Origin of the sequence: Staphylococcus sp. HMSC062H10 (genome assembly GCF_001836945.1) — a bacterium.
Lineage (GTDB): Bacteria > Bacillota > Bacilli > Staphylococcales > Staphylococcaceae > Staphylococcus > Staphylococcus aureus.
This window is the reverse complement of the sequence record NZ_KV830986.1, coordinates 45,280-69,484: the sequence shown is the minus strand read 5'-3', so window position 1 is coordinate 69,484 and position 24,205 is coordinate 45,280. Positions and strand designations below refer to the sequence as shown.

The 24,205-nt window shown below is 31.9% G+C and carries 22 protein-coding genes and 1 pseudogene; 5 read left to right on the top strand and 18 right to left on the bottom strand.

From position 1 onward, the window contains the following. The 15 genes and pseudogenes from HMPREF2658_RS09360 to esxA form a co-directional block, all read right to left on the bottom strand. On the bottom strand, positions 1–379 hold a 379-nt coding region (locus tag HMPREF2658_RS09360; protein ID WP_070854365.1), incomplete at its 3' end, for a TIGR01741 family protein. Between the two features lie 358 nt (positions 380–737). Then, positions 738–850, bottom strand: a pseudogene (locus tag HMPREF2658_RS14930) (DUF5080 family protein); the annotation flags it as partial. Positions 851–964: 114 nt separating this feature from the next. Next, positions 965–1,648, bottom strand: coding sequence for a DUF5079 family protein (locus tag HMPREF2658_RS09355; RefSeq protein ID WP_000208391.1), 684 nt, complete (start codon positions 1,646–1,648; stop codon positions 965–967). Between the two features lie 205 nt (positions 1,649–1,853). Continuing rightward, positions 1,854–2,348, bottom strand: coding sequence for a TIGR01741 family protein (locus HMPREF2658_RS09350; RefSeq protein WP_000505237.1), 495 nt, complete (start codon positions 2,346–2,348; stop codon positions 1,854–1,856). Positions 2,349–2,358: 10 nt separating this feature from the next. After that, positions 2,359–4,203, bottom strand: a complete 1,845-nt coding sequence (locus HMPREF2658_RS09345; protein WP_000159010.1) for a DNA/RNA non-specific endonuclease — start codon at positions 4,201–4,203, stop codon at positions 2,359–2,361. 9 nt (positions 4,204–4,212) lie between these two features. Next, positions 4,213–4,530, bottom strand: a complete 318-nt coding sequence (gene esxD / locus HMPREF2658_RS09340) for a type VII secretion system extracellular protein EsxD (protein ID WP_078162178.1) — start codon at positions 4,528–4,530, stop codon at positions 4,213–4,215. Next, complete coding sequence (locus HMPREF2658_RS09335) at positions 4,530–5,204, bottom strand: DUF5081 family protein (protein WP_000655877.1); 675 nt, start codon at positions 5,202–5,204, stop codon at positions 4,530–4,532. The genes esxD and HMPREF2658_RS09335 overlap by 1 nt, the downstream gene beginning before the upstream one ends. Beyond that, positions 5,204–5,518: a WXG100 family type VII secretion effector EsxB gene (gene esxB / locus HMPREF2658_RS09330; protein ID WP_000509668.1), complete on the bottom strand. Its 315-nt coding sequence runs from the start codon at positions 5,516–5,518 to the stop codon at positions 5,204–5,206. Before esxB ends, HMPREF2658_RS09335 begins: the two co-directional genes overlap by 1 nt. 15 nt (positions 5,519–5,533) lie before the next feature. Continuing rightward, on the bottom strand, positions 5,534–5,926 hold the full coding sequence (gene esaC / locus HMPREF2658_RS09325; RefSeq protein WP_001010289.1) for a type VII secretion substrate EsaC: 393 nt from the start codon (positions 5,924–5,926) through the stop codon (positions 5,534–5,536). Positions 5,927–5,955: 29 nt separating this feature from the next. Next, positions 5,956–10,395: a type VII secretion protein EssC gene (gene essC, locus HMPREF2658_RS09320; RefSeq protein WP_000549267.1), complete on the bottom strand. Its 4,440-nt coding sequence runs from the start codon at positions 10,393–10,395 to the stop codon at positions 5,956–5,958. Between the two features lie 21 nt (positions 10,396–10,416). Further along, positions 10,417–11,751, bottom strand: coding sequence for a type VII secretion protein EssB (essB, locus tag HMPREF2658_RS09315; RefSeq protein WP_000240338.1), 1,335 nt, complete (start codon positions 11,749–11,751; stop codon positions 10,417–10,419). A 12-nt stretch (positions 11,752–11,763) separates the two neighbouring features. Then, the gene (gene esaB / locus HMPREF2658_RS09310; RefSeq protein ID WP_001071606.1) at positions 11,764–12,006 is read right to left on the bottom strand and encodes a type VII secretion protein EsaB; all 243 of its coding nucleotides are present in this window, start codon (positions 12,004–12,006) and stop codon (positions 11,764–11,766) included. Next, positions 11,978–12,436: a type VII secretion protein EssA gene (gene essA / locus HMPREF2658_RS09305; protein WP_000928935.1), complete on the bottom strand. Its 459-nt coding sequence runs from the start codon at positions 12,434–12,436 to the stop codon at positions 11,978–11,980. The genes esaB and essA overlap by 29 nt, the downstream gene beginning before the upstream one ends. Continuing rightward, positions 12,436–15,465, bottom strand: coding sequence for a type VII secretion protein EsaA (gene esaA, locus HMPREF2658_RS09300; RefSeq protein WP_000728928.1), 3,030 nt, complete (start codon positions 15,463–15,465; stop codon positions 12,436–12,438). The genes essA and esaA overlap by 1 nt, the downstream gene beginning before the upstream one ends. An 82-nt stretch (positions 15,466–15,547) precedes the next feature. After that, positions 15,548–15,841 carry a WXG100 family type VII secretion effector EsxA gene (esxA, locus tag HMPREF2658_RS09295; RefSeq protein ID WP_001240826.1) on the bottom strand — a complete coding sequence of 98 codons (294 nt, stop codon included), beginning with the start codon at positions 15,839–15,841 and terminating at the stop codon, positions 15,548–15,550. Positions 15,842–16,106: 265 nt separating this feature from the next. On the opposite strand from esxA, the gene HMPREF2658_RS09290 reads away from it, so the two are divergent. After that, on the top strand, positions 16,107–17,000 hold the full coding sequence (locus HMPREF2658_RS09290; RefSeq protein ID WP_000751203.1) for a CHAP domain-containing protein: 894 nt from the start codon (positions 16,107–16,109) through the stop codon (positions 16,998–17,000). Positions 17,001–17,142: 142 nt separating this feature from the next. Here the strand turns inward: HMPREF2658_RS09290 and HMPREF2658_RS09285 are convergent, their stop codons facing one another. Next, entirely contained in the window at positions 17,143–17,730 is a 588-nt protein-coding gene (locus HMPREF2658_RS09285; RefSeq protein ID WP_000583203.1) for a DUF5080 family protein, read from the bottom strand. Between the two features lie 33 nt (positions 17,731–17,763). Beyond that, positions 17,764–18,417: a DUF5079 family protein gene (locus HMPREF2658_RS09280; RefSeq protein ID WP_000421229.1), complete on the bottom strand. Its 654-nt coding sequence runs from the start codon at positions 18,415–18,417 to the stop codon at positions 17,764–17,766. A gap of 270 nt (positions 18,418–18,687) precedes the next feature. Here HMPREF2658_RS09280 and HMPREF2658_RS09275 point away from each other — a divergent pair, with 270 nt between their 5' ends. From HMPREF2658_RS09275 to HMPREF2658_RS09260, 4 genes are all read left to right on the top strand, one after another. Next, positions 18,688–20,211, top strand: a complete 1,524-nt coding sequence (locus tag HMPREF2658_RS09275; RefSeq protein ID WP_070854363.1) for a DUF6583 family protein — start codon at positions 18,688–18,690, stop codon at positions 20,209–20,211. A gap of 67 nt (positions 20,212–20,278) precedes the next feature. Further along, on the top strand, positions 20,279–21,445 hold the full coding sequence (locus tag HMPREF2658_RS09270; RefSeq protein ID WP_000848765.1) for an ABC transporter permease: 1,167 nt from the start codon (positions 20,279–20,281) through the stop codon (positions 21,443–21,445). Further along, complete coding sequence (locus HMPREF2658_RS09265) at positions 21,442–22,362, top strand: ABC transporter permease (RefSeq protein ID WP_000806110.1); 921 nt, start codon at positions 21,442–21,444, stop codon at positions 22,360–22,362. The genes HMPREF2658_RS09270 and HMPREF2658_RS09265 overlap by 4 nt, the downstream gene beginning before the upstream one ends. A gap of 13 nt (positions 22,363–22,375) precedes the next feature. Continuing rightward, positions 22,376–23,035, top strand: coding sequence for an ABC transporter ATP-binding protein (locus tag HMPREF2658_RS09260; RefSeq protein ID WP_000570084.1), 660 nt, complete (start codon positions 22,376–22,378; stop codon positions 23,033–23,035). A gap of 51 nt (positions 23,036–23,086) precedes the next feature. Here the strand turns inward: HMPREF2658_RS09260 and lytM are convergent, their stop codons facing one another. After that, positions 23,087–24,037 carry a glycine-glycine endopeptidase LytM gene (gene lytM / locus HMPREF2658_RS09255; RefSeq protein ID WP_000736796.1) on the bottom strand — a complete coding sequence of 317 codons (951 nt, stop codon included), beginning with the start codon at positions 24,035–24,037 and terminating at the stop codon, positions 23,087–23,089. Between the last annotated feature and the right edge of the window lie 168 nt (positions 24,038–24,205).

The following is a 24,205-nucleotide window of genomic DNA, read 5'->3' as shown; positions in this document are numbered from 1 at the left end:
ATGGGCCAAAACCTAATTTAATCCAATCTATATAGTCGAAAGATACGTATAATTTACCTTCGCTTGTAAAATCAAATTCACATGATGTCCATGGGTCAAGTCCTTCTTCTTTAAATGCATTTCTTAACTTCTTAAACAATCTATATAAATCCGTCCACAAATCATAAAATACTTTTTCAGAGATATTATACTCTCTAGGGATATATGTATAATAATTCAATTCATCGCTACCTGGTTTAGTATAATTAAAAATGACTTCCCCACCTTCATCATCTACGTAGGCAATTGCATATACTTTTTCCCACTCTACTGGTATCATGCTGCTAATCTTATTTGCAATCTCGTTATACATTTCACTTAATTTTTCTTCGAAAGCCATGTTATCACCCCTATATTTTCAAAATAGATATTGGTTTCATTTCCGTTAAATAAAAAGCACTAAACAACACCTCTACGTCGCTTAATGCTTCTTCAAATTAATATTACTCATTTCATACCTAAATTCACTAATGGAACTAAAATAACTGCAACTATTGTTACGATAACTGGAATTCCAAATAATTTCGAGTCTTTTTTAGTATTATATTATTTGTAAATAATAACCATAAAACTCCTACTCATTATTTTGTCTTTCAATTTATTTAACTATTTATAATTATAGTAAAAAAGATATTAATAGTATATACTTTTTTACCATTTCGTAAATAAAAATTTACCGACAACTATATGTAATACAATTATAATAATATTGATAAAATCATATTCAGAATAATAACCGACAACTGAAAACTATTAGACTTATTACAACAAAAGCAAGCGTTCCTTTTCTAATTCTAAAAATCAAATCCCATTAATATCAATCCACTCAAATTCTTTCACATCATTGAGTGTAAAATAATATGGTGATATACGTTGAAGTTGATTTTTTATATAAGTATACTCCAATAGTAATTTATAAAATTATTTAGTCATCATCTTCAGTGTTTAATTCAAAAATATAGAATCTACTGTATTGCATAATAAATTGAAAGGCTACAAATTGTGTACAAACAATAATAATGATACTTACCATTATGACAAACTTGGATTCTACAACATTGGGCACCAACATATATTCGATAATTCTTTCAATATATATAAATGCGCTCAACGCGGTTAATAATAAACCAAAATGGGTTTTAGTTTTACCACCCCAACGTTTTGTTACTTTAGGTAATTTTAATAACGTGAACATTCCGCCAATTACTAATAACAAATAGCTAATTATGATTGAAATCGTGCCCATCAACCAATAATTGAATAGGTCATAATGATTTTGTAAAGCAACAAAATAGTAAAGATTACATGTTGCAAATACTGCAGTGATAGTAGTTAGCACATTTATAACGACTAAAAATCGGGCATATATTTTTTTATATTTCTGTGCGCTTTCCTTTTCGAAATCTATAAATCTAATCCATTGAAGTAAACTAATTATGATAATTATTAATTCTATAATTGTCGTTATCTTTAAATAATTAGGAAACCTTTCATAATCTAAACCAAAAAAGAAAGTTAGACATGAAAAAAGTATCATAAATAAAGATGCTAAACTTAAGGCTTGTGCACCTGGCTTTCGAAGAATGTCTATATTTTCCTTAGTAGTCATATTTACCTATCTCCTATACATTGATTTTGTAATAGCATATTACGTATTTAAAGCTATATATACTTAGATTTTCATCTACAAAAAGCATAAAATTATCTTTATATTATTATTTGATGAGTATCAACTTTACGGTCTATATTGTTTTTTACTTAACCGCCAAAAAGACTAAACAAAGCTTTATTGTTTAGTCTCACATTAAGATTGTCTATTCTTCTTCTTGCTCTTTAACATATTTCTCTACTTCTCGAATTTCTTCCATTTCATAATCCATTTCTGGCATAATTCCAAATTTTTTATATTTATAGTAATTTTCTCTAGCTAATGGACCTAAGCCTAATTTAATCCAATCAATATAATCAAAAGATACGTTTAATTTACCGTCTCTTGTAAAGTCAAACTCACATGATGTCCATGGTTCTAGTCCTTCTTCTTTAAATAAATTCCTTAAATTCTTAAACAAGTAATACAAATTCATCCATAAATCATCAAATATTTCCTCTGAAACATTATAATCTCTAGATATATTCGTGTAATAATTCAATTCATCGCTACCTGGTTTAGTATAATTAAAAACGACCTCCCCTCCTCTATCATTTACATAGGCTATCGTATATACCTTTTCCCACTCTACTGGTATCATGCCATCAATCTCATTCGCAATCTTGTTGTATATTTCACTTAACTTACCTTCAAATCCCATACTAACACCTCTATATGTTTTCTATTGTTTTAACTTTTCGTTCATTATTAATCTCATATCCAACCTTAAATATAGTTGGCCGTTGACTATTACCATTATATTTCACTTCAATTTTAATATTTTTTACTTCCTTTCCAAAATTAATAGCATTTTTCCATTCTTTTTCAATATCATACCATTCACCATTTTCCTTAAATGGACGGTTGATAAATTTACTTTGTGCTACAAGGTTATCTATGTCTTTTGAACCACCAAACATTCTAGCAATTAAATGACCTCCATCATCGTCTGGTAATCTATCCTCTCCACCTACAGTTTTTTGCGCATAGTTATTACGATCTCCATCTTTTAGAGAGAGATTGTCTACATAAACTTCTTTTATGCGCCCTTTATGATCAGTCCGATATATGTGACCATTAGGCGTTGTATATTCAATATTCGCCTTTAGTTTCTTAGGTCTAAGTCTTGCATAGTGTTTTCCGAATTCAACCTTCGTGTAGTTTGGTGATTCAACATATTTTGATGAATTAATTTCATGGCTACTTACACTATGTTTACCTTCACTTCTCACCATACTATCTTTTGGACCATGTGTCACGTGATTTTGTGGTGTAACAGCACGCTTTATGTTTTGACCCATGTTTCTCAAAGTAGTTGTTTCAGCAAATTTTATACCACCCATTCCCGCTGGTGCAAGTTGTTGTTTAAATGGATGTGCTATTTCTTTATCAAGTCCATTATTCACTATTCGTTTGACATTTTGTGCTTGTTGTCCAATCCAATTTCTACTTTGTTGAACAGTATGAGTTGCTTGACCACGCATGTTACTCAGCATTTGTCCAACATGAGTATTTTGAGCAAAGTTACGAGATTGATTCAACACACTGTTTTTCATCATTCCCATTTTAGGTGAAATACGACTAACTGCTTGTTGCATTGTCTTTTGCAATCCTGTTTTAACTGCAAATTTTTCTCCGCCTTTGAAGCCTAATTTCATTAAACTTTTCCCAGCACCTTTGAGGAAGCCCATACCTGGCAACGGAATAAGCGAAAGTCCTTCCATGATGCGTTCTTCTTTAGATAGCTTTCTTCCAGTTATAATATTTTTTCCTGTGGCTGCATTGGCTGCTGAATAAGCGGTATATGCACCTGCTGCTACTGCACCTGCGACAGGGTTGACTATAGTTAAAGCTATAATTCCGACACCCGCTAAAATATCAACTGCCAATTCTTTTTTCTTTTGCTCCTCTAGCTCTTCCGCTTCAGCTACTGTCATGTAATCACAAGAAGCGCCCTGAGTCATCATTTTTTCAAAATCACTCTTAGATAATTTCTTATCTTCTTTTTTCATTTCTTTGTAATGCTGATCAATTACTTTTACAAATTCTTGATCCGATTTTAATATTTCATCGATGCTATAAACATCGCTGTCACTTTTCTTGGCATCTCCCTTTGCAATTTTCCCAGAAGCCCCATAGGTATCTCTACCATGACCACCGCCATTTTTTATTAATATATTTTCCAATTTGACATTCGTTATACCTTTGAATGCTTTATCTATATCTTCTATAAATGGCGTGTCAATAATTTCTTTCATTTTCGAATCTAATTGAGATGCATAATCATATAACTCATTTTGATAATACCCCATTAACTTAGATCCTTGTGGACCTACTACACAACTTGTTAATGATATTGCGCCATCTTCGTCTAAAGAACTGACATCGCTTACCGCATCATCCATTGTTGTATCTACATCTAAGAAGTCTTGACCCTCTATTGCATCTATTACACTTTGGATAGATGACTTTTCATTATCATAATCAGCTGTTAGATATTCAATATCTTTTGTCATGTCATGCACCTATCCTTCAATATTATAGTAAAGCTTGGCAAATTCCGTACCCCAATGTTCATCTGATTCAAAGAACTTTTGTGCTGAATTCATGACGCCACCACCGAGTGTACTCAATGGACCTTTGAGACCACTAATGACTGTTGCAGCACTACTATAGCCATTTTCCATAGAATGTGCAGCTTTTTCACTACTGTAGTAATTTAATTGCGCTATTTTCCCAAAGTTTTGAGCTATTTCATCATACTTTTGACTAATGCTTTCTAATTCTTTTACAACATGTGCAATCGTTTCAGCTTTAACACTAATTTTCCCACTCAACGTCATTACTCCTCTGCTTTATTAATATGATTTTCATCAGTATTGAATCCAAATAATTCTCGTATAAATGTATTAATGACGCCAATATGAACATTCAGTACTTTATCTTTTAATGGGTATCGAATGAGTAGCAAATCATTTTGTTCATAAATGTTATATAAACTTTGTTGAGGGTCACCTTGATGATTGTATATTTCAATTTCTAACACACGCCCAATCGTATCGATACTTTCATTATTTAAGTTCTCCAATGTTTCATCGTCAATTTGTTTAAAGTCCCAATCATTGGACTTTTCTTGTCTCATTAATAAAGGATATGATTGTACAATCGACCACCATGCAATGTCTTTATTTATAATTCGTATTTGAAATCCATTATTTTTAAACCGGCTTAACAAAATATATTCATCTTTTTCATAGCTAAATGGTGCAAAATACATATCATTAATTCGAATATTTACAATTGCGCTAATATACTCTCTGACTAATGTAGCCACTTTAAAACCTGCATCAGTTAACTTGTCATTCTCTGTTACTAATTCCTTTTCAATTAAAGCAGCTTTAGCTTCTTCAAAATTTGATGGATCAAACAATTCAAAATTTACGAGAGGTAATTTACTACCACCTAAAATTGTTAATTCTTCGTAAGAAAAATAATCTATTCGCTTAACATCTTTCATCATGGGTTCACCCTATCAAGCCCTTGCTTAATTGATAATGTATCGTATTTCGCTAGATTTTGACTTAAGTTATCAATTGCTTTTTGATGGTCAGCCATCGGTTGTACTAATTCTTCTTGAAACTTTGCCATAATAAGTAACACATCTTTCACCTTATTGGCGAACTGTCCTTCCCAATCACTACCTTCGATATACTCAGCGAGCTGTTGCGTTTGCTTTTGACATGCTTCAATATCTTTAGCTGTTTTTGCCGCTAATTGTTTTGCTTGATCAACCTTGCCACCATCTGCTTTAATACCTTTATATCCACCCATATCTTCACCTCAATATTAATTCATTGCTTTATTAAAATATTCACTTGCCTTTTCGCCAGCAATTTCCTTAGCTTTTTGGAGGGATTCTTTATTTTTATCGATATCTTCACCCAACATTTCAAGCTTTTGTTTCATCAAATTTCTTTTTTCAATATATAACGTATTGGGCGCCTTTCCCTTAACAGTTACACTGTCCTTATTAGCACTAGATTTTGCAGTTTGTACGTCCTTTGCTGTGCTTTCAATATCATCTAGTGCAAAACTCAAATTAAATTCTAATCGCTTATATTGTTCAGCTTTTCTTAAATATCCAGAACGAACTTCAATTTCATGCGCAATCTCTTCTGCATGCTTTTTAATATCTTTAAATTTCGACTTAACCATTGTTTCAATATCATTAAAATTCATAACATACCTCCCTCCTATTTAATTCATTGCTATTTAAACCATCTAATCTTTTGATAAGCTTGGTTTGCGACCATATATGCTTCATTTTCTTTAATAACTGGTTCTCGTTGAATAAATCTAAATTTAAAGAATTGTTGGTCTGAAATACGAATACCTATACTAAATTGGTTAATCATTTTACGTGCAACATCAATCTGTTTATCATAAGCATCTATTAATTCTTTATGAATGCCGACAAATAAAATGTTCAAGCCAAGTTCTGGTCCTTTTGTAATAAGTTTTTTAACATCATCTTCCGGAATATACGTGCAATCAATAAATGTTTTAAAATCATTGATAATGTAAAGTGAATCTTTTTCAAACGGACCGTCCATTTCTCTTTGTTTTAAGTCTTCAATCATTAGTTGATGAATCGCTTTAATGTCTTCTCTTTCTTCGGCAAAGTTAGCCACTTGATGCCTATAAGCTTTAAACTCTCCACTTGAGTCTGCGATACAAATCGCATATTTTTCATTTAATATGTCAATCTCTTTCATCATAATTTCGGCAATATGCGCAATTTCTCTCGGATTTTCTGATGAAATCATTGCTGGTTCAGTTAATTTAATTTTTTGTAGTGTAACACCTTCATAATCTAATCCAATTGGTAAAGCACCATTAGCAACTATATCCGGTAAGCTTAATGATTCTCTGTAATCTTCATATTTAATTTCATCTGGCATCATAGGAATATCACTTGGTGTTTCACCTTTATAAAATTCTGTCATCGCTGATACTTCATCATTAATTTGATCATTATATGATTTGGTCTCATCATGTTTAAATGGTTGGCCGATATGGAATGATACGTTGTCATCGCTACTTAACAATGCTCGACCCACTACATCTTTAACCGCAAATTTTTGCTGTCCTACTACGTTCGACACCTCTGATTTATCATATAAAAACATGGCGATACGTGTTTTCATATTAATGTACATTGGTGTTTTCATAGCATTAGCTCTTGAGGCAGTTAAGGTTACTTGCATGTCTAATGCTAGCCCTTCACGCGTCATTTTAATCATCATATTTTCAAAAACTTCTTGGAAAGGTGAATCTTTTACTGCGTCAAAGTTATCAATAAGAATAAAGACATGCGGAATTGTTTCACCAGATAATTTTCGATATTCAGAAATACTAGTAACACGATACTGACTTAAAATCTTCTTACGGCGATCGATTTCATCATTAAATATCCGTATCGCCTTCGCAATCTTGTCTTCTTGATCTACTGTAAAGTAATCAGCGACATGTGGTATGTCTGTGACTGGCATCAAACCATTGGTACCGAAATCGAACAAGTACATGTGTGCTTGATCAGGACGATGGTGTCTTGCAACATCGAAAATAATGTTGTGTAAGAACGTTGTTCTACCATATCCTGGACTTCCGATTAACGCGATGTGACCAGCTTTTTTCAATTGTAATACCATCGGCCCTTGATATTGTTCTTCTGGTACGTCTTTAAGTCCTAATGTTAATTCCACTTCTTTTGCATCATCTGACCATAATTTTCTAAAATCTGTTTCTACTAAATCTTCTTGATATACATTTTCTGGCAATGGTGGTAGCCATGGACGCTTAACTTCTTCAATTTCTAATCGTGTTGTAATAGATTCGATATGATCTATAACCGCTTCTAACTCAGTTTGATTTTCTTTTGTTTCTTCATCTTCAAGTCCACTCAAGTCTTTGTTGATTGCTTGAAGTTGACCATAATCATTAATCATGTAAATCGTCTTATCTTCAACTTCTAATTTATCGCCTTCGATGTCATATGTTGCTCCACTCCATGCAGATTGGAACAATTCATAAATTTCATTATTACCAACTTGTAAATACGCACGACCTGGTAATGTAATGTCTGCTGCATCTGGTGTTTTTAAAATTTCATTACTGTCTTGTCTATCTTGTACTTTTAATGCCAATTTAAATTTAGAGTTAGACCAAATTTGGTCATCAACAACACCCGATGGTTTTTGTGTCGCAAGTATTAAATGAATACCTAACGAACGTCCAATACGTGCCGTTGATACAAGCTCTTTCATAAAATCAGGTTGTTCTGATTTTAATTCGGCAAACTCATCGGAAATAATGAATAAATGTGGCATTGGTTCTGTCGCAACACCTTCTTTAAATAACTTATGGTATTGATTAATATGGTTAACATCATGCTCTCCGAATAAACGTTGACGTTTTCTCAATTCGGCTTTGATTGATGTTAAGGCACGCATCGCTTCATCGCCATCTAAGTTTGTAATCGTACCAACTAAATGGACTAAATCTTTAAATAAGTTCGCCATACCCCCACCTTTATAGTCAATCAATAGGAATGCAACTTCATGAGGGTGAAAATTAATAGCTAACGATAAAATGTATGATTGGATAATCTCAGATTTCCCCGAACCAGTGGTACCAGCAACTAAACCATGTGGTCCGTGTGCTTTTTCATGTAAGTTCAATGATAAAATATCATCTTTACCTCTTACACCTAAAGGTACTGCCATCGTTTTGTATGTTTCGTTTTGTCTCCATCGATTAACCACATCAAGCTGATCTACTTCTTTCACGTTATACATCTCTAAAAATGTAATACTATCAGGAATTGCATTTTTCAAATGTTCGACGTGTATCAAATTCGCCAAACGTCGCGCGATATATTCTTTATCGACGTTATCAATATTTTCAGGTGTAAATTTCAATTGAACCAATTCTTTTTCTTTCGTAATCAGTTCGCCTTCAGTACGAGACTTGATATCAATAATGGTATCTACATGCTCTGGCAAACTTTCAATCACATCTTCAACAAAGATTAATGAAATACCATATTCTGATAAATCTTGGTTTACATATTCTAAAATGACATGATCAATAATTAATGACATATCTGTAATGACAAACACTAATTGCGGTGTGAAAATAATTTGCTCATTACTTCTGCTGCGTTCACGCACAGCTTGGATTCGTTCTTTGATCATGCTATAAATTGACGTTAAAATTTGGTCACGCGTTCGTTGATTGTAAACAAACCCTCTAATGTTTTGACCTCTCAATGTCATATGTGGCAGCCAACGTGCCCATTTCAATGTTTCAACTTCATCTTCACGTGTCACAAATAGAAACTCTAAATCATGATAACTATGGAACGTTGACAATTGGATTAGCATTTTCTCCAATTCTTCTAAAATGAGATGTCGTGCACCAATATATGCAATTGGTCCATGATTTAAATCATTGATTAATGGTGCTTGTTCTACATCTGTGTAAAATTCATACAATTCTTTAGCATCGTCGAATAGTTCATCACGACGTTGGTTAAATTCTTCTTCTTGGTAATCTAATTTGAATGACTTTTCTACATTCGCAATACCTAACTTATAATGTAAGAAATCGTGATGATGCGATGTTTTTTCATATATTCTTGGTGCTTTCGTTTCAACGATATCTTTAATTTCAGCAACCGTTGGATAATGATAATTCAAACTAAAACGTTGTGCTTTAATCGCTTTATTAATCTCTTTAGATTTATTATCCAAATAAGCTTTGTAATCTTTCTCTCGTTTTTCAACATCTTTGTTATACTTTTTCTTTTCAGAGAAATACGTTGTAATACCAAATACTATCGTTACTGTACTCATACCAATCATCATTAAAATATAAATACCAATTGGTCTCACTAAAAAGATGACAACAGTTAAAGCAATCATTACTAATGGCGGTATAATGGAACGCCATATCACTGTATTGTTCTTCTGTATTGGTTGTGGTGGTCTTTCAATCTTAATATCATCGGTCGGTTCACGGTGAATAATCCTTGGCGAACGATGGTACGTATTGTAATCATCTGCCTGTGCATGTGGCATCTCTTGTGTTAAGCGAATTAATGACGATGCCACTGTATTCTGACTCAATACATTTAAACCATCAGCTTGTACTTCGAGCCATATCCCTTCAACATAAATATGATCACCAATGTAAGCTTTGTTCGTTAATTGCTCTTGTAGTTCATAGTTAATATATACATCTGTATTTTTATCGTGCACAATGCGTACGTATTGTGATTCTTGTATTGATTGAAAATCTTTAATAATGATGGCATTCATCAAGCTTTGAATAACCATATCATCATATGCATTTGGTCCAATTGTCATCGTATCTTGAATTGAAGGATACGCAAATGATGCATAATCAGCTTCTGTATAAAGCTGTAATGTAATGTCATCAAGGTCACCTTTTCTAACATGCACCTTATTAATAGAAGTATGATTCGCTTGCCAAGTACCTTGATTATTTTGTTCTAAATGAATGACTTCGCCTAACGATTTCAACGTAATATCTGCACGCTCGTCTTCGCTAATAGTATATGTCTTACCATCTCGCAAATTGAGCATCTTCAATTGTTTGTTATATTTTATAATCAATTTATGCATTGTCTTTGCCTCAGTCCTATACTATTTTTTTCTTTCAGCTTCTTGGCGTTTTTCTTTATCTTTTTGTGCTTGTTCTTTTTGTTTCTTTTCGTTCTCTTCTTGTTGCTTTAATTTCTCATCTTTCGCTTTTGCTTTCTCTTCTTCAGATTTCGCTTTTTCATCTTTAACTTGTTTTTCTTTGTCTAAAATATCTTGCAATTTATCGTTATACTTTTTCGTTTCTTCAGAACGTTTATCATTCGATAAATCTCCGTTATTTTTAATCTCATTTAATTTATTAATCAACGCTAACTTTGTAATATCGTTATCATCTAAATAAGTGGCAATATTAATCGCTTCATCAAGATGTCCTTGTCCTAATTCCATCCAATATAACAAGTAGTCTTTGTTTGAATTTGGTGTCACGTTATTAAGTAAATTTTCTTTCTTATCTTTTTCTAAACCTTGTTTATTTGTTTGGATATAACTTTTGGCATAAATGTAAAGTGCCTCTTTATCTAATTTTTTTCCATCTAAATCATCATACGTATTTAGTACTTGCGTATAATCATCCTTTACAAATGCTTGGTATCCTTTTTCAATGCGCTCATTATGCTTCATTACTGAAAAATATAAAAAGGCTAAGAATGCAATTAATAAAACACTTAACGTTGTCATACCGATAGCAACCCATTTAAAAACGGTATGTCCTACTTTACGTACATATGCATAATTTTGACTATAATCTTGTTCTTGTTTCTGATACTGTTCATCTAAAAATGCCGTTAGTAAATCTAAAGTTGCCGCTTCAATAACTTTAGTTTCAAATGGCGTTCCTTTATGTAGTTCTAAGTTTCCTTCAACTAAAGCATCAAATGATTGTTTCTCATTGAATGCACAGATAACCAGTGCTTTATATCTTGTTAAAAATTCAGCTTCTGACACAGGTAATGGATCAACAACATTTTGTAACCCTCTTGTTTTAGCAATTGGTAATCCATCTCTTGTGAAAAATAATTCATCTGGTGCCAACACAAATGTGTAGCGTGTACGATTTACTTCTTCTAAATTTTTGATATTGAGTAAGTAACGTAATTTTTCATTTTTAGTAAATGATTTAATATTATCAAAAGGTGTATGATTGTCATTAATGTCATAATGTATTTGGAAACTGTCACGTAGTTCAGTTAATTCAGCATCTATAAAATATGGAGAATGTTGTTCTAATAAGTACATTAAATGAAAATGTTCTGGTTTAATTGAAGACTTAGGAATCTCTCTCATATCTAAGCGTAATTTTGTTTTAGCTGCTTCTTCAGCATCTAAAGGCGTTAACATATCTTGCATTTCATTTTTAGGGTTATGATTTTTAACCATCTATTTTTCCTCCTATAGTAACTTCAAAATATCTCCATCAGCGATTTGATAATCAATGAGTCGATCATTTTCAACAAGTAATTGACCTTTCGTCATCACTTTAATTTGTGTATTGACATCAAATATTGAAATGTCCAAACTATCCAATACTAAAGCTATTAAGTTTTTTATCGGTAAATATGCTGGTACTGCTAAGTCATATGTGCCGTAATTATAATTAGTAAAATCAAATGTTACTTTTACGTGCTGATTCATTTTTCGTTCGTCTCCCTTTATGAATTGAAAAAATGACAAATCCTAAAGTCAAAAAAGCCCCTACAGACATCAAAATGTACGGGAATATTTTTTTCTCCTGCTTGTTTTGAATATAGGGGCTTTTATCACTCTCCGAAGTCTTTTCTAAGTTAGATTTGGAAAATAACACTTTTTTAGTTTCATTCAAGCGAGTCGAGTGACTCGCTTGATTTTGAAACATATCATTTTTTATTTGTTGTTGTCGTTCTTTTTTCTGCTTAGCAATCGCATCATTAACCGCTTTGCTGTCTTTATTAAATAGCGTTGTATCATATTGATTTAAATCATTATTGATTCGCTTTTCCTCTTCTTGTTGCACGTCAATATTAAGTCCGCCATTATTGCTAGATGCTGTTAAAAAAGTTAAAGCAATCACGCTATTCATCAACATTAGATTAATCTCTCTTTCTTAAAGTGTTTTATAAACATGTTCAGTACAAAACCAATAATCACAAGTACTGTTAATATTACTAGCGCCAAGCCTATAGGATGCTCTGCATTTAAATAATTGAAGAACATGTTATCGATATAAGACAATGGTGAAATTTTATTAGTCACACCTTGTCCAGCCGCTTTCAAATTATTCATAGCTACAAAGTATAGACCCAATGCAGCAATCATTAAGAACATACCGATAGATTTTACCTGTCTTAGTAAATACGTATTAATAAGTACGAAGACCATCATAGTTAAAATCACCATTAAGATGAATTTCGCTCTATAGCCAGCTAATACATGGAACTTATTCATTGCAATTAAACCGACAATTAATCCTTCTACCAAACCAGTTGTACCAATAACACCTGACGTAATGACATTATTCCAAAGATGGTTTTTACTACTATAATCATCTTTAATGAAATTCATTTGTCCTTTGGCACGTTCATAACTATAGAAAATATATGCTGTAATCATTGATAGTAAATACATCAATAATACGAATAATGTCGGTGAAATCACGTCTGTATTACCATTATTAGCTAAAACATTTTCTAAGTTTTTCTTTTGAACCGGATTACTCATAAATGCTTTTAATGCTTGGTTTTGTCTGTCGCCATCTTTAGAATTTTGTAATACTTTTTTAAACTCTTTAGCGAACAACTCATTATCTTTATCGTTTTTAGCCATTTGACGGTTCAAGTCATTCGCTCTTACACCTAATGCACGACCTGTCGCATGTAGCTTATTCACGTTATTATCTAATTGATTTAATTGGCCACTAACTGAATCTGCAATTGTTTTTGATTCTTGTGTATCTGATAGCAATTGCGTACTTTTCTCAGAAATTCTACTAATTTCTTTATCTAAGTTAGAAGACATTGTGTTGAATTCATCATTTTTGCCTTTGTCAATTTTTGGTTCTTGTGGTTCTTCAGCAAAAGTCTTTTTAACGTTTTCTAACTGATCAATCAGCTTAGAAATATCTTCTTTATTTTTTGTTGTATTCTTTTTGTTATTTAAAATGTCATCAATCAGTTTGTCTGAGTTTTCTTCCATTGAATCAATTTGATGTAACACAGCTACTTTATCGTCTTTGAAACTTTCCATGTCATTGATAACTTGGTCAACCATCATATCAATTAAACGTTTGTTGTCGAATGGTTTATCTTCTCTACCTTTTGTATCTGTGTACATTTTATAATGCGCATCAAACCTAGATAATGCACTCAATTGCTGGCTTAATGCATCTTTCGATAAGCGACCATCAAGGTTATGATTCAATGTTACGTCCACAACACTCGTTGCTTTCTTATCATTTGGTTCATCTTGACGATTTGCTTGTCCAAATAACAATTGTAAATGCATTGTTTTATCTTTTAAGAAATCTTTCTCAGCATCCTTTTTCAATTTAGCAACGCCATTGACTTCAACTTTATATTCCTTGTTAGATGTATCTAGTTGAACACTTTGATCCTTAATATCATATTTTTTACCATTAATTTTAATGTCGCCTTCAAAATTAAAATGAGGATCTGTTGCAACAGTTAATTGATTAATATCATTACTTTTAATCGTTTCAGTACGTTGCACTTTGACACCATCATTAATCAAACTACTTGTGTCTTGCGCAACTTGGTTATCATAATCTGTTAAATTAATGTGTTCTGCTAACGGTTTTTTCAAATTATATTCATTTTTATAACGTTTTGCCTCTTTGACAATTGCTTCGTATTTATTAGATTCATCCTCATTTAAACCTGCAGCTATAAAGTCTTGTTTAGACATGTTATAGATAAATGTTGTATCTGTATCAGGTTCTTTGACAATATCATCATGAAGTTGTTTCTCTAAGTTTTCAGCGAATTGAGCATTGTTCATTTTAATGCTATTTAGCGCATCTTGTAAGTCTTTGTTATTTGCAAGTTCATCTTGTAGTGATTCTGTTAATTGCTTACGGTAGTCTTCAATCATACCTTTTGAAAATGGTGACTCTTGTGATTGAATGATTTCTCTTAATTTATCTAAGTTTTCTTTAACAGTTTGTTTATATTCTTCTTTACCTGTATCTTGCATACTTGATTGTTGATCAATTTGGCTGTCCATCTGTTTTAATGCATTGATATAGTTATCAAGTTCCACGCTATCTTTTTGCGATTTATAATCTTGTAACATTTTATCCATCGCTGTATTGTGCTCGTCAAATAATGAATTTTGTTTTTCAATTAAAGTCGAAACATTATAATCTGTGTTCACTCTGAACGTATCTGAATTCGCACTCAATAATGATTTATTGTATGTTTGGAACCATTTTGTAATATCTTTGTTTGCAGAAATTGAATTTACAAGCGTATCTGTAAATAATTCCGGGAAGTCGTTAATTGGATTTAATAAGTAATTCGAGAATTTACTATTCACACCATGTTCACGCGTCATAATAGCGCCAACATTTTTTTGTGCATTATGTAAATTATCAATGATGCTTGTTAAATAAATTTCGACCAAGTTTTTGTTAAAGTCGTTAAGTACATTACTTACAACTTTTTCTGTGTTTTTAGCTACTTCTTCTTTTTGTCCTACAGCTGTTTTATACTGTAGTGATATTTTCGATGGTGTTTTAGCGTCTAATTGCATTGCCAATTTTGAAAAGTTTTCTGGGATAACAATCATGACTTGGTATCCGCCATTTTTCAAACCAGACTCAGCAACGTTTCTTGTTACTGTTTCAAATTTATAGTTTTTCTCATTTGCTAACCTTTTAATAAATGCTTGACCCAGCTCAACCTTTTTACCGTTATATATCGTTGGTTGATCCTCGTTAACAATTGCGATATGTATTTTATTATTTTTATTACTTACACTTTGGGATCCTTTTTCTGATTGATCTCCATATTTTGTTTGAACAAAAAATATCATACTAACTATGGCAATTATAATAATTAAAGTGACAATTAATGCATAAATCCAATTTTTCTTTTTCATGCTTATTTCCTTTCAGTTGTTTTCTTAAAAAATGATAAGCAAAGCCACATTAGAAAATGTGACTTTGCCAATTTCAGAATGCTTATTGCAAACCGAAATTATTAGAAAGTTGTTGGTCTTGCTCTTGAACGGCATCAGCAGTGCTATTCAATTGTTGTTTAATTTCTTCTAATAATTGTGCAAATTTTTCTACTTTAGGACTAAGTTGTTGGAATTGCTCTTCGAAACGGCTGAAAGCTTGACCTTCCCAGTTCGCTGCAATTTCACCTTGTGCACGTGTTAAATCAGATAAAATTTGACGGATTTGGTCTGAACCTTGCCCGTAAGATTGCGATTTTGCTCTGATTTCCTCTGGACTCATCTTAATCATTGCCATAACTAGAAACCTCCTGAATATTTTAAGTTTATCAAAACTTTTTAGGGACACTATTTTTTGAAAAAGTGCTCCTTACTCAAATAATATATAAATTATTAGTATATGTATATAGTTTTTTAAGTATTTTTAGCTTTTTTTAAATAAATATATTGAATATACCCATATATTTTTAATTAACCATATATTTTTAATTAACCATTCATTTTTGTAATATAAATGTGTATACTAAAATTAAATTAAATACATAAAGGATTAAATGGTTATTATGAAGAAAACAATTTTACTGACGATGACAACTCTTACTTTATTTAGTATGTCGCCTAACTCGGCTCAAGCATACACGAATGATAGCAAAACATTAGAAGAAGCAAAGAAAGCACACCCAAACGCACAATTCAAAGTGAATAAAGACACCGGCGCGTATACTTATACATACGACAAAAACAACGCGCCAAACAACAATCATCAAAATCAGTCACGTACAAACGACAATCATCAACACGCAAATCAACGTGATCTTAACAACAATCAGTACCATTCTTCATTAAGTGGTCAGTATACGCACATTAATGACGCAATTGATTCACACACACCGCCTCAAACGTCACCAAGCAATCCTTTGACACCAGCAATACCGAATGTCGAAGACAATGACGATGAATTAAATAACGCTTTTTCAAAAGATAACAAAGGGCTTATTACAGGCATCGATTTAGACGAATTGTATGATGAATTACAAATCGCCGAATTTAATGACAAAGCAAAGACTGCTGACGGTAAACCTTTAGCTTTAGGTAACGGTAAAATCATTGATCAACCTCTTATCACAAGTAAGAACAACTTATATACTGCTGGACAATGTACATGGTATGTCTTTGATAAACGCGCCAAAGATGGACACACGATTAGTACATTTTGGGGAGATGCTAAAAACTGGGCAGGCCAAGCTTCAAGCAATGGCTTCAAAGTAGATAGACACCCAACACGAGGATCAATTTTACAAACAGTAAATGGTCCATTTGGTCATGTAGCCTACGTTGAGAAAGTTAATATTGATGGAAGTATTCTAATTTCAGAAATGAACTGGATTGGTGAATATATCGTTTCATCAAGAACCATCTCTGCTTCAGAAGTTTCATCATATAATTACATCCATTAAATTAATCATGACATCAATAAAAAGCGACCAGTTCGCAGTTTACAATTCGTAACACTGCAAAATTGGTCGCTTTATTTTGTATGTTATTCGATTATAAAATTACAAAGAAATGTTCTCTAAATTCCCCATTAATCAAAATCGTTTACGAAAGTATAATTGTAACTATAATAATCCAAGTCGTAACAACTAGTGGCACTATCGTCTTGAATAAGAATATACCGTATTTTTTCTTGCGATATATATCCAGTACTAGCCAAATTAAAATGATTATAACACCAACAAAAATAAATACAGGATTCATCGATATAGCATCTGCCTGTAACTCAGGTTGCATTCTTAATTTAGTGATAATTAACATCACTACTGAAATAATGAAAAAGTAGATACCTCTTATCTTTGATGTTTGTAAATCTAATTCCTGCTCTTCAATGACCTCTTTAGATTCACCCAATTCTTTTGCAATCAAATAATTTACTACCTTAGGTTTCACCCATAAACACTTAATTGCAAAGTACATAAAAATATATGATCCAGTATCCATAAACATTAAAAAGTTGCTTAAATCATTATCAACAAAGCGAGCGCCTATAAAATAGTAAAAAATCAATGTCCCCATTATAACAACATCTAATATTAAACCTATTATTGAAAAACCTTCACTTTTAAACAAACTAGCAATCATAGCTATATAATAAATAGCAAATATTGTTATTAAAATAAAAATTATCATGGTTAGACTCCTATTAATTTTTATGTCTTTCCTTTACATTGTCTTACCTTCATTTTCGATATCTTTCTTAATACTCTTGTATAACGCGTAATTAAAATATGACCTAACAAGAAGAGCATCAGAAGCTAAATTTATTAGAATACTTGTATATATAAATTTTTCTTCATCTGCAGTGTTAGGTACAATTGTACTAATATAGAATAACCCACCAAATGCAAATAATTTTATAATAATTGCTATGACATTAACTGCTTTATTCGGATTTTCACTATCAAATTCATTTTTATAAAATAAAAATAAGCCTAACCAAGAAATAAATAGCATCATCACTATACCTAGCCAATAATTAAAAACGTCAAATCCAAAACCAGCTACCCCAAAAACATAAATAGATGCCAAAAGCAATGGCAAAGTATATCCCACAATAACGTTAAGTGTGAGATATCTAACCACATATCTTTTTTCAACTTTGTAATTCTCATTTTTCTCTTGTATGTACATCATAATCAAAATTACAGCTGTAAAGGCCATAAACACCAGCAAATATACAGGCAATTTATCATATAGTTTGCCATAGAAAAACATCAATGAATCAAAAAATAATGAATAGGCAACTACAAATACTCCCAATACAGTTAAGTACGGTCTTTTTATATTCTTTACAAAATCATCGACTTTCAATTCCATAAATTCATAATCTCCCCAATCTTACTTCAATATTTTTATAAGTTAAATAAATCTTCTTCGCCAAAAAAATGCATATTATTAAGTTAACCAACATTTTTCAAGAATCATTATGTAATCAAACTATTTTTTGTAGTTTATTAGATTTCCAATAACTTATTAAACATTATTATAACTAAAATTCTATTAATTTAAACAAAATTTAAAATAAACCATTTAATAAAATGTATTGTTCTGATATGATTAACTCATAAATAATTGGGAGGAAGCAAAATGTCTAAAAAGTTAAAAATTATAATTCCTATTATTATTGTCTTATTATTAATAGGTGGAATCGCATGGGGAGTTTATGCATTTTTTGCAAACACACCGAAAAATACATACTTAAAAAGTGAACAACAAACTGCAAAAATGTATAAAGATTATTTTAATGACCGTTTTGAAAACGAAGTGAAGTTCCAAGAAAAGATGAAAGATAATTCATTTTTATCTTCATTAGAATTAAGCGCAGATGCATCAGACGAAATTGTTAAGGGGCTTGGTATTCCTAAATCTGTTGTTAATGCTTCGAAAATTAAAATGTCATATGGACATGATCCTAAAAAAGAGAAATCAATGATTAATCTTGAACCAACAATAGCAGACTCTGCATTAGGGAAATTCCAGTTAGCTGCAGATAAAGATAAGCATTATTTCGAATCACCATTATTTAAAGGGAAATATAGTGTTAATAATTCTGATTTATTATCAACGTATTCAAAACTTACAGGTGAAGATGAAGAAATAGCAAAAGAAAATGGTATTACAAACCAACAACTAAATTTAAACACTCTTTTTAGTAATGCTCAAGCACAACAAAGTGACTACAGCAAAATTGCCGAAAAATATTCCGAACTTATTGTCGACAAATTAGATGACGATAATTTTGATAAAGGTAAAAAAGAAGAAATTAAGGTTAATGGTGAAAAGTACAAAGTTAGACCTGTCACGTTAACACTTAGCAGAGCTGACACTAAAAAAATTACATTAGCTGTATTAGAAGAAGCTAAAAAGGATAAAGACCTTAAAAAATTAATGGAAGAACAAGGTGCTACAAAAGACTTTGATAAGGACATCAAAAAAGCAATTGACGATGTCAAAGAAACTAAAAAGGATGAATTTGCTAAAATTCAATCTAAAATTTATACCGAAAAACATACGATTGTAAAACGAGAAATTACTATTACAGACAAAGAAAATAACAAAACTAAAATCAAAGGTACTAATACTTTAGAAGACGATAAGTTAAAACTAGATTACGCACTTGATTTCGATCAAGATAAATACACGTATGCTGAAGCGAAATATACAATTAAAGGCGTATCTTCTAAGGAAAAAGACAATAAATACAGTGATAAATACGAATTTGGTAAAAAGACAGAATATGATGAATCAAAAATCAAATTAGATAACCAAGAAAAAGTAGATGGCACAAAACGTCAAGATAAAGGTAAAATCACTGTCGCATTAGATAAATATAGCGACGAAAATGAATTCACTTTTAAAAATAATATAGATTCTGACGTAAAAAATAACACTCAGAAATCTACGTTAAATATCGGCATCAAATATGCTGAAGAACCAATTAATTTCATTTTAAAATCTAGCACAAAATTGAAAGCAGATATTGATTTTGATGATAGTGGTGCGAAAGATTTCAATAGTCTATCTTCAAAAGACCGTGAAAAACTTGAAAAAGAAATCGAAAAAAATGGCGGCAAAATGTTTGAATCAATTTTAAAAAAGGCATCTAAATAACTAAAATATAAAAATAAGATTGGAAGGTCATCTTGCCTTTCAATCTTATCATTGGAGGAGTGGTTAAATGAAAACAATACATTTGTTTCGCATCTACCACTCTTTTTTATTGAAAAAGTGGTATTTGATTATCTATTTACTATTTATATTAGCGGCACTCCTTATTACATTAACGACAATCCAACATGTAACAGAAGATGACAATCATTTTAATATAGGTGTCGTAGATAAAGATCAATCAAGTGAAACGAAATTAATCTTAAACTCTATTGGTAAAGGGAGTAACCTAGGTAAAAATGTGAGCATTAAAGCATATGATGATAAGCAAGCACATACTTTGTTAAAAAAACATAAACTTCAAGGCTATTTTGTTTTTGATAAAGGTATGACCAAGGCATTTTATAAACAAGGTGAACTACCAATTTCAGTATATACATATGATCAACAATCCATGAAAAGTGTCGTGCTATCTCAGCTAACAGATTCTGTTTACCAACGTCTTATGCGATCAATGGGTGGCATCTTAGCTTTTCAAGACTTAGCACCGAAAACATCACATTCTGACAGTATCAATGTTATGACTGATTTGCTGATTACAGGATTAAACCGTTCAGGTGCATTTAACTTAGAACCGATTCATTTATACGATACGGGCAGTTATTATGCAATTACAGGATTTTTAGCAACGGTATTCATCTTTGCACTATCTTTATTTACAGTTTTGAAAATGAATCAAGATACTGTATTGAAAGCGCGATTGAAAATGTTTCATTTTTCTAAAGAGCGTTTATTAATCATTCGTGCGTTGATTACATGGTTTTATACTATGTTATGGAGTATCGTTGGTGTAGTTTGGATTGTGTTCAGTATTCCGAATACCTTTGAATTATATAATTGGCCAACGTTAGCCATTCATTTAAGCTATTATGTTACCTTTTTAATACTGTGGTTATTACTCATCGAACTTTTAACAACAGGCTTGTTGAATAGTATTAGTAAAGTCATATTAGCTATTGTCATCCTGGTGTTATCTGGTTTAACAATACCTACGATTTTTTTACAACATATAGCAAATGGCGTTTTCAATATTCAACCGTTCGCAGTTGTAACAAATCAATTGTTAGAAATTATTTTAAACAACTTCATTTTAGAACTGCACCCTAGTTTCTATCTTAGCTTCATCGCACTTTTGATAATTAATTTAGCTGTATTGGTTTGGAGGTATCGTCAATGAAGCCTTATATACAACTTGTTGTGTTCAAGCAATGGTTACAATACATCTTGCTCGTAACAACCATTGTCATCGCACTCGTACTTATTGGTATAGGTTACCGTGTAGCACATGACAACTTCAAAATACCGATTACCATTCAAGATTTAGACCAAACCACTGCATCAAAATCATTCGTCAATAAAATTAAACAATCTGACTATGTAACTATTAAAAAAGTCGATGAAGATGAAAGCTATATTGAAGATGATGTTACTAAAAAGGAAGCTATTTTAAGTATGCAAATTCCTAAAGGTTTCTCTCAAAAATTAAAAGAGAACCGTTTAAAAGAAACGATACAGTTATATGGTAGAGATGACTTTATAGGTGGTATTGCTGTAGAAATTGTTAGTAGCTCATTATATGAACAGCAAATTCCTAACATTATTTATGAACACCTTGAGGATATGAAACAGCATCAATCCATCGATGCTATCAACAAGTCCTATCATAAACATACACCTGAATCTAAAATCAAATTTGTGTCGCTTACTAAACAAGCACAACACTCCATTTCAATCAGCTTAATATTTGCTGTAATTTTATGTGTAAGTGCTGTTCAAGTTGTACTTCACTATCGATTAAACCAACAAGCAGCTTTGCAACGTTTATCTCAATATCACTTAAGTCGCTTGAAACTATATAGCACCTATGTACTAACACATAGTACCTTGTTATTGGTTGTATTATGGGCAGTTAGTTTATACATGTCACAACCACTCAGCTTAGTATTTTACTTAAAATCACTGTTACTTATATTAGTTTATGAAATTGGCATTGTGTTCATCTTATTCCATATTCAAACATTAAGTCATCGTCTATTTATGACATTTATATATGCATTTGCTATGAGTATCGTATATTTGACCATTTTCATGTAAAGGAGCGTATCTAATGATAGAAATTAATAATCTTACAAAGCGATACCGCAATAAACAGATTTTCCATCACTTATCCATGTCATTTGATAGCAACCGCTTAACGATTTTACTCGGTGATAATGGCGCAGGAAAATCAACATTACTTCGTATGATTGCTGGTATTGAAAAAGCTAACAATGGAAGCATCACCTATTTTGGTGAAAAATGGAATCAAAGACAAATTCAAAATCATATCGGTTATGTACCTCAAGATATTGCATTATTTGAGCATATGACAGTTGCTGAGAATATTAAGTTCTTTAAATCACTCTGCAAAACACCTATATCTAACACAACTATCAACGAATATTTACAGCAATTAAACTTTGATGATACGTCTGCCAAAGTATCTACATTGTCTGGTGGGAATAAACGTAAAATTAATATATTAGTAGGTTTACTAGGTCAACCTCAAATTCTAATTTTAGATGAACCGACAGTTGGTATTGATTTGAAATCTAGACATGACATCCACCAACTACTTAACATCATGAAATCTAAATGTTTAATTATATTAACTACCCATCATTTAGATGAAGTTGAAGCACTTGCAGATGATATCAAGTTAATTGGCCAAGATCCTTTTTATCAACATGTTTTAGAGGACAAGCAATGGGCTTATACCTATTATTAAAACGAAAAAATCCCAAGTTGCGTATGATATCGTAACTTGGGATTTACTGTATTATCTACTTTGTAAGTATGACGTTGGGTCTACTGCATATTGATTACCAATGCCACCAGCCATACGTTGGAAGTGTACGTGAGGTGCTGTTGAATTACCCGTACTACCTGAATATGCAATTTGGTCACCAGCTTTGACTTTATCACCAGCTGAAACAGTTAAACGATTATTATGCATATACCATTGGTAGTTATTACTGTTCGCTTCTTTAATCGTTACTTGATTACCACCACCATAGTTACTCCAACCTGCTTGTACTACTGTACCATCAGTTAATGAGTAAACTGGTGAATTTTCAGGCATTGCATAGTCGACACCGTAATGCGCACCACCACCGTGATATTGTCCATATGGTTGTAGTTGTTTACGACTCGTTAACCAGCTTGCGTCTTTCGCATGACCACTAGCTGTCGCTTTACTTGCTGGTCCGCCATTTTGATTAGATGTGCCATTAGGGTAATTGACCTTTCCATTACCATCATGGCTGTTATACGCTTGGTTGTTGTTACTATGTGAATAATAGCTCGCGTCTGGACCTACATTTGATTGATAGCCATATTGATTAATGTGTTGTTGGCTTTGACTCGCTGTGTAGTCATTGTTATCTCCTGCTGTTGCTGGATTCACATATGTTTGACCGCTTCCATTGGCATTTGCATTTTTTGGATAACAGTTATAAAAATAATGCGTATGTCCTTGTGCATCTACGAATGTATAGCTATATTCTTTATTATCAAACATTGCTTGATTCCAGTTACCATCAGGTGTGTGATGATAATCCCCATTAGAATCAATTGTATAATAAGTACCATAAGATACGTCTTGTGATTGTGTTGACATTTGTGTATGTGCTTGTTGGGTGTTTGTCGTTTCTGCTGCATCCGCTTGATGCGCCATTGTAAATGTAGCGAAGCCCATCGTTGCAATCGCTGCTGCTGTTAATTTTTTCATGTATAAAACATCCTCCATTAAAGTTAAAGTTAGTTTTCAATTAAACTGTACTGCACATACTAAAAGAATTAGACAACTGAGTAAAGGATTTAATTCTCATTTTCCAACTATTTAATATTCCCGAAATGTTTTACTAAACTCATTACATTGTCATTACAAAATAGCCAT

What these genes read in the sequence shown, in the direction of transcription:
- HMPREF2658_RS09355 (WP_000208391.1), bottom strand. Translation starts at nt 1,648, where the DNA reads ATGACTACTAAGGAAAATATAGACATTCTTCGAAAGCCAGGTGCACAA.
- HMPREF2658_RS09350 (WP_000505237.1), bottom strand. Translation starts at nt 2,348, where the DNA reads ATGGGATTTGAAGGTAAGTTAAGTGAAATATACAACAAGATTGCGAAT.
- HMPREF2658_RS09345 (WP_000159010.1), bottom strand. Translation starts at nt 4,203, where the DNA reads ATGACAAAAGATATTGAATATCTAACAGCTGATTATGATAATGAAAAG.
- esxD (WP_078162178.1), bottom strand. Translation starts at nt 4,530, where the DNA reads ATGACGTTGAGTGGGAAAATTAGTGTTAAAGCTGAAACGATTGCACAT.
- HMPREF2658_RS09335 (WP_000655877.1), bottom strand. Translation starts at nt 5,204, where the DNA reads ATGAAAGATGTTAAGCGAATAGATTATTTTTCTTACGAAGAATTAACA.
- esxB (WP_000509668.1), bottom strand. Translation starts at nt 5,518, where the DNA reads ATGGGTGGATATAAAGGTATTAAAGCAGATGGTGGCAAGGTTGATCAA.
- esaC (WP_001010289.1), bottom strand. Translation starts at nt 5,926, where the DNA reads ATGAATTTTAATGATATTGAAACAATGGTTAAGTCGAAATTTAAAGAT.
- essC (WP_000549267.1), bottom strand. Translation starts at nt 10,395, where the DNA reads ATGCATAAATTGATTATAAAATATAACAAACAATTGAAGATGCTCAAT.
- essB (WP_000240338.1), bottom strand. Translation starts at nt 11,751, where the DNA reads ATGGTTAAAAATCATAACCCTAAAAATGAAATGCAAGATATGTTAACG.
- esaB (WP_001071606.1), bottom strand. Translation starts at nt 12,006, where the DNA reads ATGAATCAGCACGTAAAAGTAACATTTGATTTTACTAATTATAATTAC.
- essA (WP_000928935.1), bottom strand. Translation starts at nt 12,436, where the DNA reads ATGTTGATGAATAGCGTGATTGCTTTAACTTTTTTAACAGCATCTAGC.
- esaA (WP_000728928.1), bottom strand. Translation starts at nt 15,465, where the DNA reads ATGAAAAAGAAAAATTGGATTTATGCATTAATTGTCACTTTAATTATT.
- esxA (WP_001240826.1), bottom strand. Translation starts at nt 15,841, where the DNA reads ATGGCAATGATTAAGATGAGTCCAGAGGAAATCAGAGCAAAATCGCAA.
- HMPREF2658_RS09290 (WP_000751203.1), top strand. Translation starts at nt 16,107, where the DNA reads ATGAAGAAAACAATTTTACTGACGATGACAACTCTTACTTTATTTAGT.
- HMPREF2658_RS09285 (WP_000583203.1), bottom strand. Translation starts at nt 17,730, where the DNA reads ATGATAATTTTTATTTTAATAACAATATTTGCTATTTATTATATAGCT.
- HMPREF2658_RS09280 (WP_000421229.1), bottom strand. Translation starts at nt 18,417, where the DNA reads ATGGAATTGAAAGTCGATGATTTTGTAAAGAATATAAAAAGACCGTAC.
- HMPREF2658_RS09275 (WP_070854363.1), top strand. Translation starts at nt 18,688, where the DNA reads ATGTCTAAAAAGTTAAAAATTATAATTCCTATTATTATTGTCTTATTA.
- HMPREF2658_RS09270 (WP_000848765.1), top strand. Translation starts at nt 20,279, where the DNA reads ATGAAAACAATACATTTGTTTCGCATCTACCACTCTTTTTTATTGAAA.
- HMPREF2658_RS09265 (WP_000806110.1), top strand. Translation starts at nt 21,442, where the DNA reads ATGAAGCCTTATATACAACTTGTTGTGTTCAAGCAATGGTTACAATAC.
- HMPREF2658_RS09260 (WP_000570084.1), top strand. Translation starts at nt 22,376, where the DNA reads ATGATAGAAATTAATAATCTTACAAAGCGATACCGCAATAAACAGATT.
- lytM (WP_000736796.1), bottom strand. Translation starts at nt 24,037, where the DNA reads ATGAAAAAATTAACAGCAGCAGCGATTGCAACGATGGGCTTCGCTACA.